Below are 14,774 nucleotides of genomic sequence, written 5' to 3'. Positions count from 1 at the left end.
GGGCGTGCGTCCCGGCCCGTACTAAAACATGATATGCAGGACACTATGGCCAGACCTTCTTTTTTTCTTGATTTCAGTTTGCTGAGAAGCAATGCGCATTTCCGCGCGATTTTCTGCGCCCGCATGCTGTCGGTGTTTTCCCTCGGCATGTTGGCGGTGGGGGTGCCGATTCAGATCCAGGCGATGACCGGCTCCACGTTGCAGGTGGGCGTGGCGGTGGCGCTGGACGGGGTGGGCATGTTTATCGGCCTGATGCTGGGCGGCGTGCTCGCCGATCGCTACGATCGCCGTAAGCTGATCCTGTTTGCGCGCGGCACCTGCGGGCTGGGCTTTGTCGCCCTGAGTCTGAACGCCTTCGCCCCGGCGCCTTCGCTGTGGGCGCTCTACCTGCTGGCGGCCTGGGACGGCTTCTTCGGGGCGCTGGGCATGACGGCGCTGATGGCGGTGATCCCGCTGCTGGTCGGGCGCGAAAACCTGGCGGCGGCGGGGGCCTTGAGCATGGTAACGGTGCGCATCGGCGCGATCCTGGCGCCGGCGCTGGGCGGGATCATCATCGTGTTCGGCGGCGTGGGGCTGGCGTTCGCCGTGGCCGCCGCCGGGACGCTGGGCACCCTTGTCCCACTGGTGCGCCTGCCGACGCTGTTGCCGCAGCAGCAGGAGCCGGAACACCCGCTGCGCGCGCTCGCCAGCGGCTTCCAGTTTGTCTGGCGCAATAAGGTGGTGGGGTCGGTGGTGCTGCTGGGAATGCTGATGAGCATCGTCGGCGCCGTCCGGGTGCTGTTCCCGGCGCTGGCGCAGGACGCTTACCACGTCGGCGCGTCCTCAATTGGCCTGATGTATTCCGCGGTGCCGCTCGGTGCGATGCTGGGCGCGCTGACCAGCGGCTGGGTGGGGCGTTTCTCTCGGCCCGGCGTGCTGATCCTGGTCGCCGCCATCGTCGCGTTTACCGCTATCGCTTCGCTGGGGCTGTTCAGCCACCTGGCGCCGGCGCTGCTGGCGCTGGTGTGCTACGGCTACGCCAACGCCATCGCTTCACTCCTGCAGTTCATGCTGATCCAGAGCAATACGCCGGATCATCTGCTGGGGCGGGTGAACAGCCTCGGCACCGCGCAGGACGTAACCGGCGATTCGATCGGCGCGCTGGGGCTCGGCGTACTGGGCAGGATCTTTACCCCGTTGATGAGCGTGCTGTCGTTTGGCGCATTCGCCGCTGTGCTCGGCGTGCTGGTGGCCTTCAGCGTGCGCACGCTGCGCCAGTGCCGGCCGGCGGACGCGTTGGTCGAGCACGATGAGCCCGCGCCGGCAACCTCCGCGGCAGCGGACAACTAACCCCTCACGGCACCGGCTGTTCCGGCCGGTGCTGCTCCCCCCAGTTGCACATCATGTCGATCACCGGGATCAGCGAACGCCCGCGTTCGGACAGGCTGTACTCCACCTTGGGCGGGATCTGCGGATACTCCTTTCTCACCACCAACCGATCTCTTTCCAGCTCTTTCAGCGTCGAACTCAGCGTTTTGTAGGAAATGGTGCCGATGCAGCGCTGCAGCTCGTTGAACCGCAATACCGGCTTATACAACGCCAGCCAGTAGAGAATAATCATTTTATATTTGCCGTTAATCACCGACAGCGTATAGCCATAGCCGGTGTCTTCAAGGCTGATGCCCGTTGGGCTGCAGTGGGATTCGGCGGTCATTGAGTGCTTTCTCCAGGGTAAGTATGTGTCGTGAGTGTGCGTATTTTACATTGTTCCAGCATAACCTATGATGCGCCGGTAGACACTTGACTGGAGAAATCGATATGAAAACCCTGGTGGTGGTGACCCATCCCGATATGGCGAACTCGGTGGTCAATAAACGCTGGCTGGAGGAGCTGCGGCGCTATCCGGAGCGGTATACCGTGCACGAACTGCATCAGGCCTACCCGGACTGGCAGATCGACGTCGCCCAAGAGCAGCGGCTGATCGAAGCCCATGACAACATCGTGCTTCAGTTCCCGATTTTCTGGTTCAGCAGCCCGCCGCTGCTGAAAAAATGGCTGGACGACGTGCTCACCTACGGCTGGGCCTACGGTTCGCGCAGCGGCTACAAGATGCAAAACAAGAAGCTGGCGTTGGCGGTCACGGCGGGGGTGCGCGCAGAGGATTATGCGCGCGACGGGCGCTATCGCTACTCGCTGGAGGAAATCTTCCGGCCGTTTGAAGTCACCGCCGGTTACGTCCGGGCCGACTATGCCTCGTTCTTCGCCTTTTACGGCAGGGAGGCCGCTTCGGACGGTACGGTGGAGCCGCTGCAATCTCACGAATTGGATCGCAGCGCACAGGGCTACCAGGCATTTCTCTCCGCCCTGAATTAACGGCACGCCCCGGATGCGCCAGGGCGTGCGCATCCGGCTACTTGTCGGCGGTGATTGTCAGCATCTATCGTGCGTGCTGTGTGAACGAGCGTGCAGGATGAAAACAGAGTGGGGGAATTACATGAACAGGAAGCGGTCGGCCAGCGGAACCCCACGTTCGAGACGCGGTGGCAACGCGTCGTCGCGATCGTCAGGCTGAGCAGCCTGCGGCGCGGCGTCTTCGGCTTTTTCGATCATCAGCTCGCCGAGCAGGGCCAGAAAACGAGTGATCTTTTGCATATTCCCTCCGGGGCAATGATTAACCTGAAGATGATAGTAATCGCCGCCTAACCGAATGGGAAAAACTTAAAACTCATATCCTAAGAACCGGATCGCATATCGCCTGACCGGGCGACGGTGGCCCATCGCCCGGTGAACCGCTTAGAAGGTGACGTTAACCTTGGCCCACAGGGTGCGGCCCGGTTCATTCACCGCGCTGTTGGCCGAGTACCCGAAGGCGCTGTTGCCCGCCAGGTTAAGGTGCTCGCTGTAGGTCTTGTTCAGGATGTTATCCAGACCGGCGCTCAGCTTGACGTTTTTATTCACCTTGTAGGCGGCGTTGGCGGAAAGCACGCCGAAGCCGGCGCTTTCGGCAAAGTCTTTGCCCACCACGTTGCCTTCGTTGATCGCCACGCGGTGTTGGCTGCTGACCAGACGCCACAGGCCGGTGCCGCTCCAGTCGCCGTACTCATAGGTGAGCCCCAGGCGCGCCTCCAGCGGCGGGATCTGCGGCAGCGGGCGGCCGTCGCTGGTGTTTTTGCCCCAGGAGTAGGCCAGGCTGGCGTCGGTTTTCCAGTGCTCGCTCAGCTGATAACCCATGCCCATTTCGCCGCCCATGATGTTGGCGTTGACGTTATCGGCCTGGCTGAGGCGCGCGTTGTGCGGATCGTATTTGAACAGGATGAAATCATCGACGCGGCCCACATAAGCGGAAACCCAGCCGTTGAAGCGTTTGCCGTTGTACTGAGCGCCGATGTCGAGCTGCGTGGTTTTCTCGCTCTTGACGCTGGAGAACGGATCCTTGCTGCCGTTCGGGCCAAGCTTCGGCGAGAACAGCTCCCAGTAATCCGGGAAGCGCTCGGTATAACCGACGCCGGCATACAGCATCAGCGGCAGGTCGGCCAGCGTATGCTCCAGGCGCATAAAGCCGCTCGGCAGGGTGTCCGAACGTTTCCCAGCGCTGGCGCTGCGGAAATTCTCCACCAGGGTGCGGTCGAGGCGCGCGCCGCCGATCAGTTTATCCTGTTCGCTGGTGGACCAGGTCAGTTCACTGAAGGCGCCGTAGCTGTTGAACTGGGCGTCTTTTTCCCAGCTGCCGCGGTTCATGCTGCGGTGGGTGTTGGTTTGGGTGTCCAGGCCGCTTTCAAGCTTCACGTCCTGCCACTGCCAGGTGCCCATCACGCGGCCGCCGACGGTGCGGCGATCGAGCTGCATCGTCATGCCGGAGGACATCATGTGCCCGCCGTGGCCGCCCATCCCCATGCTCATGCCGCCATGCCCCCCATGCCCAGCCATGCCACCGCTGCCCGGCGAGCGCAGGGTGACGTTGTCCATCACGTGGTTGGCGTAGTTGTAGTAGACCTGCGCTTCCAGCTTATCCAGCACGTCGCCGATGTTGGATTTCTCCACCCGCATGCCCAGGCTTTCGCGTTTGAACTGCGAACCGTCCATACTGCGGCCGGCATAGCGCGCTTCGCCGTTGCCGCGGCCCATAGTTACTTCCAGCAGCGTGTCGGCGTCCGGCGTCCAGCCGAGTGCCAGATCGCCGTTCCACTTGTCCCAGCGCGATGGCACGCGCGTATTCGTGCCGTCCTGATAGTCGTTGGAACGGGATTTGTTGGCCATCACCCGCAGGTAGCCTTGTTCGGCGCCGAGGCTGGCGTCGATGTTCTCGTCCCAGCGGCCGTTGGAGCCGGTCAGCACGCTGGCGTTGCCCTTGATACCCGGCTTGTCGAAGCGCGGGCGCTCACGCTCGAAACGCACCGTGCCCGCAGACGATCCCGGCCCCCACAGCACCGTCTGCGGCCCCTTGGTAATGGTCAACAGATCGAAGCTTTCCGGCGAGATGTAAGAGGTCGGTGCATCCATCCGCGCTGGGCAGGCGCCCAGCATTTCCGAACCGTCGGTGAGGATCTTCAACCGAGAGCCGAACATGCCGCGGAACACCGGGTCGCCGTTGGTGCCGCCGTTGCGGATCTGCGAAAAGCCGGGGATGGTTTTCAGGTAATCCGAACCGTCGCTGGCCGGCACCGGCTGGCGTGGGGTTTTCGGCGAGGTGACGATGGTCAGCGGGGAGTAGAGCGGCGCGGTGACGGTGATCACGTCGCCATCATTAACCTGTGCGCCGGCAGGGTGTTGATGCGCCTGCGCCGCGTGGCCGGCCAGCAGAAACAGCGGCATGGCGGTGGTAATGGCGCGGTTGACGGCGTTCTTTTTATAAGTCGGTTTAAACATCATCTTTCCTTAAGCTAACTTTTTCCGTGCTTGGCCGAGGGATTATTCAGGCGTGGGGCGGCCTGGCGAAAATCACCATCGGAAAATACGGGGGTTAATTCCATCAACCTGGAAATAACCGGATTAATAATGTCGTCTCGATGATTAACCGTTGGGCGAATTAATTCCGCCGGGTTGAAACGATCAACGGCAATACAGAGAACGGCAATGGGCTTATTGTTAAATCAGAGGAAAGAGATGGGGGGCGCGCGCGGCTGTAATTCGGTGTGAACAACGTGGGCAAACAGAGGGACGAGATAGTGGATCGGCGGCGGGCGCGAAGCCAGCGACTGGGACCAGAACAGCGGGCCGTGGCTCACGTCCAGCAGCGGCGCGTGCAGCAACAGCACGCAATAGCCGCAGGCGCTGTCGTCCATCATCATCGCCATGTTGTGGTGGCCGCCGCCGTGCTGCATCAGCGGCTGTGAGGCTTTCTCAGGCTCAGGCGGCGGCGAGTGCATCCCGTGATGCATCGGCATATCCATGCCGCAATCCGCCATGACGGTCGCTCCAGCACTTCCGGCGCGCACATGCTCCAGGGATCGCGAGACCACCGGCGCAATGAACAACATCAGAATGGCAAACACCCCTAACCAGGCGGCGGCCCGATTTCGCGATGTAGAGGGCTGAATTAACGACACAATCAACCTAAAAAAAGGGTTAACACAGGGTAGGGAATTGTACTGGTTTATGTCGAAATGTTAAAACCTTTTATTTCTGGCCAACGATCTGTTGATGAAAATGAGATCAAAACAGTGATTCAAATTTAAGCGAAATTATATGCAAAGCGGCCAAGGGATACGCAGCCAGTTATAAATTCCAAAGATATGTCGAAAATGGAACCCGCAAAAATATACTCAATAACAAGGGCGTGCTAGGCTTTTATTCTTCGCTTGATAAGGGGAAACAACGATGGATTTGACCACTCAGGACGCACTGGACTGGCTTAATGACGGTATTGAAACGCTCAAAACCGGTGAGATCAACCGTTACAGTGCAGAGGGCTACGCGCGGGGGTATGAGCTCGGTTTTCTGTACGGAACCTTGCGCACCTTACTGGCCACGCAAAAAATTACCCGTGAAGAGTACGATAAGTTACACAGTACACTGAGCCATACCCGCCACGCTTGCATGCGAGAATGACAAGCTGGCTTTCACGCGGCGTTGCCTGCCGACAACGCCTTGAGCTTATTTCGATTTAACGCGCCAAACGGTGTTGCCGACGTCATCAGCAATCAGCAGGGCGCCGGTCTTGTCGACCGCCAATCCTACCGGTGCGCCATAGAGTTCCTTCTCGTCGTCGGAGACAAAGCCGGTGACCACCGCTTTGAGTTTGCCGACCGGCTTACCTTGCTCAAACGCCACGTAGCTGACCCGGTAGCCGTTCAGCGGCGAGCGATCCCAGCTGCCGTGTTCGCTGACGAAGGCGCCGCCGCGATACTCAGCCGGCAGAGCGTTCGCCGTGTAGAACAGCAGCCCCAGCGGCGCGACGTGGGAGCTGAGGGCGTAGTCCGGCTTGATGGCTTTCGCCACCAGATCCGGCCGCGCCGGCTGCACCCGCCGATCGACGTGCTGGCCGAAATAGCTATAAGGCCAGCCGTAGAAGCCGCCGTCCTGCACCGAGGTCAGGTAGTCCGGCACCAGATCGGCGCCGATCTCGTCACGCTCGTTGACGATGGCCCATAGCTTGCCGCTGTGCGGTTCCCACTGCAGCCCGGTCGGATTGCGCAGGCCGCTGGCGAAGATGCGGCTGGCGCCGGAGGCGGTGTCCACTTCCAGCACGGCGGCGCGGCGGTACTCTACGGCCAGGCCGTTTTCGGTGATGTTGCTGTTTGAACCGACGCCGACATACAGCTTTTTACCGTCCGGGCTGGCCAGCAGGGCCTTGGTCCAATGATGGTTGATGGTGTCCGGCAGGTCGGCCAGCTCTTTACCCGCATCGCTGATGCGCGTTTCGCCCGGCTGATAGGCGTACTGCATGATGTTGCCGGTGTTGGCCACATACAGGGTGTTGCCAATCAGCTGGACGCCGAACGGCGAATCGAGCCCTTCGAGGAAGACATGCTTTTCCCAGCTGCCATCGGCGGTTGGGCGCAGCAGGGTAATCCGGTTGCCCCCTTTGCCGCCTTTACCGGACTGGCCCTTCACCAAACCGGCGATCATCTGCTTGGGCGTGCTCACCGCTTCGGTGCCCGGCCCGTTGGCTTCCACCACCAAAACATCGCCGTTGGGCAGGGTAAGCAGCTGGCGCGGGTGCAGCAAACCGTCCGCCACCTTATCGATTTTCAAGCCTTCAGCCACTTTCGGCATCTGATTTTGCTCCCAGCCGACGCCCTTTGGCACCTGCATCGGCGGCATCAGGAAGTCTTGCGCCGCCGGCAACGTCGGATCCGGCCCCATTTGTTGTTCCGGTGAAATGACGGCGCTGTTATCGCAGCCGGCCAGCGCCAACACGGCCGAAAGCGCAATCGCGATGGATGATAGCTTCATGAAAACCTCCTTATTATTTTGCGCGGGCGCCCACGGCCAGCAGAATGTTGGCGAGGCTCAGCAGCGCGACCACGATCGCAGACAGCACCAGACCTTGCGGCACCACGGCATACGCATCCCGGCTATGCACGAAGGCGTTGATGATGGCGAGAACGATGGCCAGCAAGTTCAGCCAGAAATGGAGCTTGACCGATGGCCCCTGCAGCCGGCCGCTGCCGAACCACACCTGCACCAGGTTAATCAGACGGGGAATAATGGCAAAAATCAGGCCGATGGCGATCAGCCAGCTGGCACCGTTGACCCACTGAATATTCGCCGTGCAGGCATAGATAATGTCGAAAATCAGCGCAGCGGTGAAAAATCCGTAGGGTATCGGATTGAGCCATTCATAGACGGCCACCGCGACCGCTGAAGGCCTTGCTGTCGTTTGCGTGGTCATGCAGGTATCTCCATGAAAAATGATAGGTAAAAAAGGGCGTGGCCCCTTAAAGCTTTGTTCAGATTCACCGATTTGAACAATTTTGATTCTCATTTTTAGCATGCGATGTTAAAACCGAAACCCTCACTGCGGCATTATCAATGGCTTACAACATCGGGAGGATGGGCATGAGTATAGAGCGCGTTCAGCGATTTCTGGCCGAGCACGCGCCGGAAACGGCGGTGACGGTGCTGGCAAAGAATACCGCTACCGTGGCGCTGGCGGCGGAAGCCTTTGGCGTGGAGAGCGGGCAGATCGCCAAGACGCTGTCGTTTCGCGTGAACGACGGCGTAGTGCTGTTGGTGATGGCGGGAACCGCCAGAATCGATAACAAGAAGTACAAACAATTCTTCGGGGTAAAGGCGCGCATGCTGCCGGCGGAGGAGGTGGAGTCGCTGACCGGCTATCCACCGGGCGGCGTTTGCCCCTTTGCCGCACCGGCAACGGTAAGAATTTACTGCGATCGCAGCCTGTGCAGCTACGGTGAAGTGCTTCCGGCAGGTGGCAGCGATAACTCAGGCGTGAGAATTGCGCCACAACGCCTGGCCAGCATCACCGGAGCAGAGTGGATTGATGTGACAGGGTAACTTTAAGTGACCGCGTCACAATTGCGTTATGTTAAATAGCGTGCATCAACTCGTGATTAACATGCTGTTTTAGCTGGAAAAATTACTAGTTCATCGGGTTATGGCACACCGCTTCGATATTGTGGCCATCCGGGCCGATCACAAATGCCGCATAGTAGTGGGCATGGTAATTGGGCCGCAAACCGGGTGCGCCATTGTCTTTGCCGCCGGCATTTAGCGCGGCGTGGTAGAACGCATCGACCTGTTCACGGCTGCTTGCGGCAAATGCCAGGTGCAGATGCGCCGGTTTTTCATCGGTTTGAAACAGGCACAATGACACGTTACCCCGATCGTGACAAAGTTCGACGCCATAGCCGGGTTCGCCTTCGGCAACGATCTTTACGCCCAGCGGCGCGAGTGCATTGAGGAAAAACGCTTTACTAAGGGCAAAGTCGCTGACGCCAAATTTCACATGGTCAAACATGGGGAGGCTCCTGGAATGTGTCCCCATTCAGTATAGCCAACGCCGTGGTGGGCGCCGAAAACGATGAAAACGGACGCCAATGCGCATTTAGCGTACAAATAGTGCCCGTTGAAATGACGTGTTTTGGAGAAATCTGCAGTATCGTAGCAGCCACGTTTTGCCAGATTTTACGTAGCGCGATCAAAAAAGCAGGGGATTTTTACTCCTTATCGGCGGAGATGCGCCATTGAAATCATGTCCGGTCATCATTATTGGAGCGGAAAATGACAGAGCGCATCATCACGGTCGAGCCTGATGCAGCGCTGAAACTACGCGAGATATTGGCTGGTGTATTAACGGCAATTCATCATATCGGCAGTACAGCAGTGCCAAACCAACGATTGATATCTTGCTGAAGATTGAAAGGCTGGCGGCGTTGGATGGTGTGAATGACAAGATGCATGACATGAGACCTACGCCGCGTGGCGAGAACGGCATTACCGGCAGGCGTTGCTGCAGCAAGTGAACAGGCGATCAGACAGTTGGCGTTCAGAGATTATCTGCGCAAGCATCATGGTATTGCTGAGCAACCCAAACACCAGGCAGCAGAAGACCGCCGGCAAAACCCGGCGGCTTATGGCCGGTTGAAAAACGAATTACTTCAACGGCATGAGCAGCCGGCGCTGGCATGATTGGCCGCAGGAGAAAGCCCATAAATCAGGCCTGGACGGCAGAATCCACATATCATTACCTTGGTGCGCATAATGTATATTATGTTAAATTTAATTGCTGGATACGCACCGGGCCATCCCTGAGCATCTTCTCTCCTCACCTGCAGCTTTATCCCTCTGACATCTGTCTTCTGCCTGGCTTGTTGTCATTCCATTAGATCGGCTTTTAAATCTGGCTCAATCATCAGTCGGCGTGCCTTGATGAAACCGCATCTGCCAACCCGCCTTGGCTGTCAGAAGCCAAATCGACGAACGCTCTGTGCAACGCACGGCGTGGCCCTGCGCGTCACGCTGAAAACTTTTATACGTCAGCAATACGGTGCTATCACTGATTTGCGCCAGCTTAAAACCTTCGGCGAAAATCTGCGGATAATCCGTTTCCATCTCCAGCGCCGCAACGGTCTGGCGTTTGTCATAACGTAGGCCTGAGCGGCCAATCTCTTCAAAGTCTTCATGCAGCAATGCCGCGACACGCTTCGGATCGCAGCGCGTTGTTGGCTGGTGCAGTTCAACCTCAAGCGCCTGGACGTGGCTAAGCCACTCTGCAAAATGGGTCAAAATGCCCTCCTTTTTGATCGCGCTACGTGAAATCTGGCAAACTTCGGCAGTCTATCTACATCAGAATGACACTCGTGAAACCTGACTATTCCCAGGATTCCTTCTCTCATCAAGCCTCAATAGTGACATCGTCACATAAAAAGGAAGCCTTACGCCTGTTTCCCAGCCAAATGCGACCGCCGAACCCGCAATTCCCCGTGCCGCCAGGCGCCGTCTGCCGTGGCGCGATTGTCGATCAGGCGATTCAAGGCCTCTTCGACCAGCCGGTCGATGCGTTGGCTGTAACTGGTCAGCGCCCAGTTGGCTGAGCCGGCCTCGTCGATATCGTCGAAACCTACCACGGCCATCGCGGACGACGGCGCCGTTTGCCTGAGCGCTTCGAGCGCCCCCAGCGCCAACACGTCGTTCTCGCAGAACAGCGCCTCAACCCGTTCGTTTTCCGGCGTTGCCTGCAGGTATTCGCTCATCAGCTGGAAACCGCGTTGGCGATCGTAATGGCCGGCGGTGAGCACCCGATCCAACTGAAAGCCGGCGGCCATCAGTTTGTCGCGGTAGCCTTCCATGCGCAGCAAATGGCTGCTTTGCGTGTCCGGCCCCTTCATGTAACCAAAGCGCCGATGCCCTTGCTCTATCAGCAGCGCGGCGATCTCTTCGCCGGCGCGGTAGCCGTCGATATTGACCACATCAATGTGTTCGCTTTCCGTATTGCGGCATACCTGCACCAGCGGTATCTGATGCAGATCTTGCGCGATCGCTGCCCACTCCTTGGTTAACACCGTCGCCAGGAACAAAATGCCGTCGACCTGCAGCTGATCGGCCATCGCCATCACCGCCCGGTAGTTTTCCCCGGCGGTGATGTTCAGCAACAGCGCCATATAACCGCGGGTTTGCAGCTGTTTGGTCACCATATCGAGCATCATCATTGAATGCGGGTTCTTCATCTCGTCGATGGCCACGCCAATGATGTGCGTGCGTTTTTGCGACAGGCTGCGCGCCAGCAGATTTGGCCGATAGCCCAGCTCGGCCGCCGCCGCCAGCACGCTTTCACGCGCGCTGGCCGAGATCGAGGCGCCGGGCGTAAAGGCACGCGATACCGTCCATTTAGAGACGCCGGCCTTTTCGGCGACGTCGCTGGCGGTGGCTTTGTGGTGTTTCATCATGGTTGCGTCGATCCCTGCTTTGGTGAAGTCAAACTATACCCCGCTCGCTCAGATCCCCTAAGCGCCCGCCGGCATTTCTGCTGCAATTATGTCCCGTTTTTGCACCCGATTGCAAATCGTTATGCAACCGGGTGCAAAACGTAAACAATTTGTGATCGTCAGCGCTGTTTTCACCTTTCCCCTGTTGACCAAATTTTATTCATGGCCGACATTCACGGTGGCATTCAGAGACGCATCGCCGTTTTGCCTCCTGATTTGCACCCGGTTGCAAATACACTGTTTTTACACAACGCCTCTCTTCTCAACAGGAGACCGTAATGAAAAAAACCAGACTGTTGTTGATGTTAGCCTGCTCGCTGTTTGTGGTGACCGCCCAGGCCAAGACCTACCAGGTCGGCGTGGCGCTGGCCAACTTCGATCTCAACTTCGTCTCTATCCTGCGCAGCCAAATGGCGCGGGAACTGGCTGCGCAGCAACTGCAAGGCCAGTTCGTCGATGCCAAAGGCGATGTCGCCCTGCAGGTGCAGCAGGTGGACGATCTGATTAATCAGGGCGTGGACGCCATTATCCTCAACCCGGTTGATACGCAAGGCGTCCAGCCGATGATAGCGGCCGCCAAACGCGCCGCGATCCCCCTGATCTTCGTCAACCGCAAACCCGAAGTGCCGCTGAGCGGCGCGACGGCCTACGTCGGCTCCGATTCGGCGCTCAGCGGCCGCCTGCAGATGGAGGCTCTGGCGAAAAAAATGAATTACCGCGGCAACGTGGCGATCCTGATGGGCGCCCTCTCCAACGAAGAAACCCGCGAACGCACCCGCGCGGTTGAAGCGGTGATCGCCAAACACAAGGACCTGAAAGTGGTAGAGAAACAGACCGCAAAATGGCAGCGCAATGAAGCGGTCGATGTGGTTTCCGGCTGGTTGCTGAACGGCGTAGCGATCGATGCGATCGCCGCCAACAACGATGAGATGGCTATCGGTGCGATCATGGCGCTGAAGCAGGCCAAAAAGAGCGGTGTGCTGGTTGCCGGTATCGACGGCACGCCCGACGGCCTGCAATTTATCAAAAACGGCGACCTGGCGGTGACCATTTTCCAGGATGCCAAAGCCCAGGCGATCGGCGCGGTGCAAGTGACTCGCGCCCTGTTGGATCACGCCAAAACCGAGCCTTACAACTGGGTGCCTTACGCCACCGTGACGCGAGAAAACTACCCGGAATTTGCGCAGATGAATCAGAAATAAACCGTTGCCACTCTCTTTTTCAACCTCTTTTGCACCCGAGTGCAAAGCCACAATATCAGGAGTCAGCATGTTAAATGGTGAAAGAAGCATCCCTCGCCCGCTGCGTTGGGCGATGATCGGCGGCGGCCGCCTCAGCCAGGTGGGCTACAAGCACCGTTCCGGCGCACTGCGCGACAACACCGCCTATCGGTTGGTTGCCGGCGCCTTTGATATCGACGCGGCGCGCGGACGCGAGTTTGGCGTTAATCTCGGCGTGCCCGCCGAACGCTGCTATGACAGCTATCAACAGCTGCTGGAGCAAGAAGCCAACCGCGGAGATGGCGTTGAGGTGGTGACCATCGCCACCCCTAACGGCACCCACTATGAAATTACGCGCGCCGCGCTGAATGCCGGCCTGCATGTCATCTGCGAAAAGCCGCTGTTCTTCACCACGGCGGAGGCGAGAGAAATCAAGGCGTTGGCGGCGGAGAAAGGCCTGATCGTCGGCGTAACCTACGGCTTCTCCGGCCATCCGCTGCTGATGCAGATGCGCGCCATGATCGCGAACGGCGACATCGGCGAAATACGCATGGTCGAATTGCAATACACCCACGGCTTCAATGCCAACGAAAGCGCAGACAAGTTCGAGGCGCAAAAGTGGCGCGTCGATCCGAAAATCGCCGGCCCCTCTTTTGTGCTGGGCGACATCTCCACCCACACCTTCTACATCTCGCAGCTGGTGATGCCCGATATGAAGATTGCCTCCCTGCTGTGCGATCGCCAGAGTTTTATTCCTTCCCGCGCCCCGCTGGAAGACAACGCCATGGTGCTGATGCACTACGAAAACGGCGCCGTCGGCCGCATGTGGGCCTCCGCCGTCAACGCCGGCGCGATGGACAGCCAAAGCATCCGCGTGGTCGGCTCGCTCGCCAGCCTGCAGTGGAGCGACGCTGCGCCCGGCGAATTGCGCTATGAGATCCAGGGGCGGCCCAACCAGATCCTGCACCACGGCATGCCCTATCTTGACGACAGCGCCCTGGCCGAAGAGCGGCTCGGCGCGCTGCACACCGAAGGCCTGGCCGAATCCTGGGCCAATATCTACCTCAAGTTCGCCATCGCCATCAGCGCCAGCCAGCGCGGCGATCGGCAGACGCTGGCCACGCTGATCTACCCAGATATCGACGCCGGGCTGGAAGGCGTACGCTGGATTGAAAACTGCGTTCGTTCCGCCGACAACGGCGCCACCTGGGTTAATTACCAATAAGGAAAGCCTCATGAGACTCTCATTCTGTACCGATAGCCTGGGCCATTTACCCTTCGAGCAGATGCTGGACCGGCTGCTGGAGCTGGGGGTGCGCGGCGTGGAAATGACCACCGGCGGCTGGTCTCCGGCGCCCCATCTGGATGCCGACGATCTACTGGCCAACCCCGCCAAACGCCGGCAGCTGCTGCAGGCGCTGGCCAGCCGCGGCATGGAGATCGCCGCGCTCAACGTCTCCGGCAATCCGCTCGATCCCGGCGAGCTGGGGCAACGCCATCAGCGCCAAACCGACAATACGCTGGAGCTGGCCGGGCTGCTGGGAGTGAAAAAGATCGTCATGATGAGCGGCCTGCCGCCGGCCAGCCCGCATGACACCATCCCCAACTGGATCACCTATACCGTCAGCTGGCCGCCGACGGTGAAAAACTGCCTGGACTATCAATGGAATGACGTGGCGATCCCCTATTGGCAGGCGCTGGTCGCCCGAGCCAAAGCGTGCGGCGTCGAGCGCTTTGCGCTGGAAAACTTCAGCGCCATGCTGGTGTGGAACCCGGAAACGCTGTTCCGGCTGCGCGAGGCCATTGGCCCGATGGTGGGCCTGAACCTCGATCCCAGTCACTTGCTCTGGATGGGGGCAGATCCCATCGCGGTGGCCCGCGCCCTTGGTCCCGCCATTCACCATGTGCATGGCAAAGACGTGCGCCTTGAGCGCGGCGTCGTCGAGGTTAACGGGCTGCTGGAGACCAAACCGATAGATGACGTGGCCGGCCGCGCCTGGAACTATGTCGCCGTCGGCTGCGGGCGGGATCTGCAGTGGTGGAAGGAATTCTTCTCGGTGGTGCGCATGATGGGCTACAACGACTGGGTGTCGCTGGAAATGGAAGACCTGACCATGTCGGTTGATGCCGGCATCGTTTCTTCCGTTCAGGCGCTGCAGCAATCGATTAGCCAATAACACCCTGC

The 14,774-nt window shown here is 59.2% G+C and carries 18 protein-coding genes; 9 read left to right on the top strand and 9 right to left on the bottom strand.

What is annotated here, in order from left to right; all coding sequences use genetic code 11:
- Window positions 1-45: 45 nt before the first annotated feature.
- Entirely contained in the window at window positions 46-1,329 is a 1,284-nt protein-coding gene (entS, locus tag SSARUM2_RS12375) for an enterobactin transporter EntS (protein WP_049212173.1), read from the top strand.
- A gap of 4 nt (window positions 1,330-1,333) precedes the next feature.
- Here entS and SSARUM2_RS12370 read toward each other — a convergent pair whose 3' ends face one another.
- The gene (locus tag SSARUM2_RS12370) at window positions 1,334-1,693 is read right to left on the bottom strand and encodes a helix-turn-helix domain-containing protein (protein ID WP_049196948.1); all 360 of its coding nucleotides are present in this window, start codon (window positions 1,691-1,693) and stop codon (window positions 1,334-1,336) included.
- 104 nt (window positions 1,694-1,797) lie between these two features.
- Between SSARUM2_RS12370 and SSARUM2_RS12365 the strand changes: the two genes are divergently transcribed.
- A complete protein-coding gene (locus SSARUM2_RS12365; RefSeq protein WP_060452648.1) occupies window positions 1,798-2,352 on the top strand; it encodes an NAD(P)H-dependent oxidoreductase in 555 nt (184 codons plus the stop codon).
- 117 nt (window positions 2,353-2,469) lie between these two features.
- On the opposite strand, the gene SSARUM2_RS12360 is transcribed toward SSARUM2_RS12365, so the two are convergent.
- The 3 genes from SSARUM2_RS12360 to SSARUM2_RS12350 form a co-directional block, all read right to left on the bottom strand.
- Window positions 2,470-2,631 (bottom strand): hypothetical protein, encoded by a 162-nt coding sequence (locus SSARUM2_RS12360; RefSeq protein WP_016927696.1) that lies wholly within the window; start codon window positions 2,629-2,631, stop codon window positions 2,470-2,472.
- A 141-nt stretch (window positions 2,632-2,772) separates the two neighbouring features.
- On the bottom strand, window positions 2,773-4,791 hold the full coding sequence (locus SSARUM2_RS12355; RefSeq protein WP_324294924.1) for a TonB-dependent copper receptor: 2,019 nt from the start codon (window positions 4,789-4,791) through the stop codon (window positions 2,773-2,775).
- Window positions 4,792-5,069: 278 nt separating this feature from the next.
- Window positions 5,070-5,456: a DUF2946 domain-containing protein gene (locus tag SSARUM2_RS12350; RefSeq protein WP_230122172.1), complete on the bottom strand. Its 387-nt coding sequence runs from the start codon at window positions 5,454-5,456 to the stop codon at window positions 5,070-5,072.
- 340 nt (window positions 5,457-5,796) lie between these two features.
- Here SSARUM2_RS12350 and SSARUM2_RS12345 point away from each other — a divergent pair, with 340 nt between their 5' ends.
- Complete coding sequence (locus tag SSARUM2_RS12345) at window positions 5,797-6,027, top strand: hypothetical protein (protein ID WP_033653148.1); 231 nt, start codon at window positions 5,797-5,799, stop codon at window positions 6,025-6,027.
- Between the two features lie 45 nt (window positions 6,028-6,072).
- Here the strand turns inward: SSARUM2_RS12345 and SSARUM2_RS12340 are convergent, their stop codons facing one another.
- Together SSARUM2_RS12340 and SSARUM2_RS12335 are read right to left on the bottom strand one after the other, a co-directional pair.
- Window positions 6,073-7,374: a sorbosone dehydrogenase family protein gene (locus SSARUM2_RS12340; protein ID WP_060452650.1), complete on the bottom strand. Its 1,302-nt coding sequence runs from the start codon at window positions 7,372-7,374 to the stop codon at window positions 6,073-6,075.
- Between the two features lie 13 nt (window positions 7,375-7,387).
- Window positions 7,388-7,813 (bottom strand): DUF2231 domain-containing protein, encoded by a 426-nt coding sequence (locus tag SSARUM2_RS12335; protein ID WP_033648337.1) that lies wholly within the window; start codon window positions 7,811-7,813, stop codon window positions 7,388-7,390.
- 167 nt (window positions 7,814-7,980) lie between these two features.
- Between SSARUM2_RS12335 and SSARUM2_RS12330 the strand changes: the two genes are divergently transcribed.
- Window positions 7,981-8,439 (top strand): YbaK/EbsC family protein, encoded by a 459-nt coding sequence (locus SSARUM2_RS12330; RefSeq protein WP_060452651.1) that lies wholly within the window; start codon window positions 7,981-7,983, stop codon window positions 8,437-8,439.
- Window positions 8,440-8,524: 85 nt separating this feature from the next.
- Here the strand turns inward: SSARUM2_RS12330 and SSARUM2_RS12325 are convergent, their stop codons facing one another.
- On the bottom strand, window positions 8,525-8,902 hold the full coding sequence (locus tag SSARUM2_RS12325) for a VOC family protein (RefSeq protein WP_049212171.1): 378 nt from the start codon (window positions 8,900-8,902) through the stop codon (window positions 8,525-8,527).
- Window positions 8,903-9,165: 263 nt separating this feature from the next.
- Here SSARUM2_RS12325 and SSARUM2_RS12320 point away from each other — a divergent pair, with 263 nt between their 5' ends.
- Both SSARUM2_RS12320 and SSARUM2_RS12315 read left to right on the top strand, forming a co-directional pair.
- Window positions 9,166-9,297, top strand: a complete 132-nt coding sequence (locus tag SSARUM2_RS12320; protein ID WP_225369025.1) for a GrpB family protein — start codon at window positions 9,166-9,168, stop codon at window positions 9,295-9,297.
- 66 nt (window positions 9,298-9,363) lie between these two features.
- Complete coding sequence (locus SSARUM2_RS12315; RefSeq protein ID WP_225369024.1) at window positions 9,364-9,573, top strand: GrpB family protein; 210 nt, start codon at window positions 9,364-9,366, stop codon at window positions 9,571-9,573.
- A 216-nt stretch (window positions 9,574-9,789) separates the two neighbouring features.
- Here SSARUM2_RS12315 and SSARUM2_RS12310 read toward each other — a convergent pair whose 3' ends face one another.
- Window positions 9,790-10,170, bottom strand: a complete 381-nt coding sequence (locus SSARUM2_RS12310; protein ID WP_060438651.1) for a nuclear transport factor 2 family protein — start codon at window positions 10,168-10,170, stop codon at window positions 9,790-9,792.
- Between the two features lie 149 nt (window positions 10,171-10,319).
- Entirely contained in the window at window positions 10,320-11,330 is a 1,011-nt protein-coding gene (locus tag SSARUM2_RS12305; protein WP_060438652.1) for a LacI family DNA-binding transcriptional regulator, read from the bottom strand.
- A gap of 317 nt (window positions 11,331-11,647) precedes the next feature.
- Between SSARUM2_RS12305 and SSARUM2_RS12300 the strand changes: the two genes are divergently transcribed.
- The 3 genes from SSARUM2_RS12300 (at window position 11,648) to SSARUM2_RS12290 (ending at window position 14,766) form a co-directional block, all read left to right on the top strand.
- A complete protein-coding gene (locus SSARUM2_RS12300) occupies window positions 11,648-12,571 on the top strand; it encodes a substrate-binding domain-containing protein (RefSeq protein WP_049235084.1) in 924 nt (307 codons plus the stop codon).
- Window positions 12,572-12,638: 67 nt separating this feature from the next.
- Window positions 12,639-13,814 carry a Gfo/Idh/MocA family oxidoreductase gene (locus SSARUM2_RS12295; protein ID WP_060420754.1) on the top strand — a complete coding sequence of 392 codons (1,176 nt, stop codon included), beginning with the start codon at window positions 12,639-12,641 and terminating at the stop codon, window positions 13,812-13,814.
- A 10-nt stretch (window positions 13,815-13,824) separates the two neighbouring features.
- The gene (locus tag SSARUM2_RS12290) at window positions 13,825-14,766 is read left to right on the top strand and encodes a sugar phosphate isomerase/epimerase (RefSeq protein ID WP_060438653.1); all 942 of its coding nucleotides are present in this window, start codon (window positions 13,825-13,827) and stop codon (window positions 14,764-14,766) included.
- Window positions 14,767-14,774: the final 8 nt, after the last annotated feature.

This window comes from Serratia sp. K-E0102, assembly GCF_029962625.1.
GTDB lineage: Bacteria > Pseudomonadota > Gammaproteobacteria > Enterobacterales > Enterobacteriaceae > Serratia > Serratia sarumanii.
This window is presented reverse-complemented; position numbering and strand designations above follow the sequence as displayed.

Excerpts from the sequence above, each read along its gene's own strand:
- entS (WP_049212173.1), top strand. The coding sequence starts at position 46 with ATGGCCAGACCTTCTTTTTTTCTTGATTTCAGTTTGCTGAGAAGCAAT.
- SSARUM2_RS12370 (WP_049196948.1), bottom strand. The coding sequence starts at position 1,693 with ATGACCGCCGAATCCCACTGCAGCCCAACGGGCATCAGCCTTGAAGAC.
- SSARUM2_RS12365 (WP_060452648.1), top strand. The coding sequence starts at position 1,798 with ATGAAAACCCTGGTGGTGGTGACCCATCCCGATATGGCGAACTCGGTG.
- SSARUM2_RS12360 (WP_016927696.1), bottom strand. The coding sequence starts at position 2,631 with ATGCAAAAGATCACTCGTTTTCTGGCCCTGCTCGGCGAGCTGATGATC.
- SSARUM2_RS12355 (WP_324294924.1), bottom strand. The coding sequence starts at position 4,791 with ATGCCGCTGTTTCTGCTGGCCGGCCACGCGGCGCAGGCGCATCAACAC.
- SSARUM2_RS12350 (WP_230122172.1), bottom strand. The coding sequence starts at position 5,456 with ATGTTGTTCATTGCGCCGGTGGTCTCGCGATCCCTGGAGCATGTGCGC.
- SSARUM2_RS12345 (WP_033653148.1), top strand. The coding sequence starts at position 5,797 with ATGGATTTGACCACTCAGGACGCACTGGACTGGCTTAATGACGGTATT.
- SSARUM2_RS12340 (WP_060452650.1), bottom strand. The coding sequence starts at position 7,374 with ATGAAGCTATCATCCATCGCGATTGCGCTTTCGGCCGTGTTGGCGCTG.
- SSARUM2_RS12335 (WP_033648337.1), bottom strand. The coding sequence starts at position 7,813 with ATGACCACGCAAACGACAGCAAGGCCTTCAGCGGTCGCGGTGGCCGTC.
- SSARUM2_RS12330 (WP_060452651.1), top strand. The coding sequence starts at position 7,981 with ATGAGTATAGAGCGCGTTCAGCGATTTCTGGCCGAGCACGCGCCGGAA.
- SSARUM2_RS12325 (WP_049212171.1), bottom strand. The coding sequence starts at position 8,902 with ATGTTTGACCATGTGAAATTTGGCGTCAGCGACTTTGCCCTTAGTAAA.
- SSARUM2_RS12320 (WP_225369025.1), top strand. The coding sequence starts at position 9,166 with ATGACAGAGCGCATCATCACGGTCGAGCCTGATGCAGCGCTGAAACTA.
- SSARUM2_RS12305 (WP_060438652.1), bottom strand. The coding sequence starts at position 11,330 with ATGATGAAACACCACAAAGCCACCGCCAGCGACGTCGCCGAAAAGGCC.
- SSARUM2_RS12300 (WP_049235084.1), top strand. The coding sequence starts at position 11,648 with ATGAAAAAAACCAGACTGTTGTTGATGTTAGCCTGCTCGCTGTTTGTG.
- SSARUM2_RS12295 (WP_060420754.1), top strand. The coding sequence starts at position 12,639 with ATGTTAAATGGTGAAAGAAGCATCCCTCGCCCGCTGCGTTGGGCGATG.
- SSARUM2_RS12290 (WP_060438653.1), top strand. The coding sequence starts at position 13,825 with ATGAGACTCTCATTCTGTACCGATAGCCTGGGCCATTTACCCTTCGAG.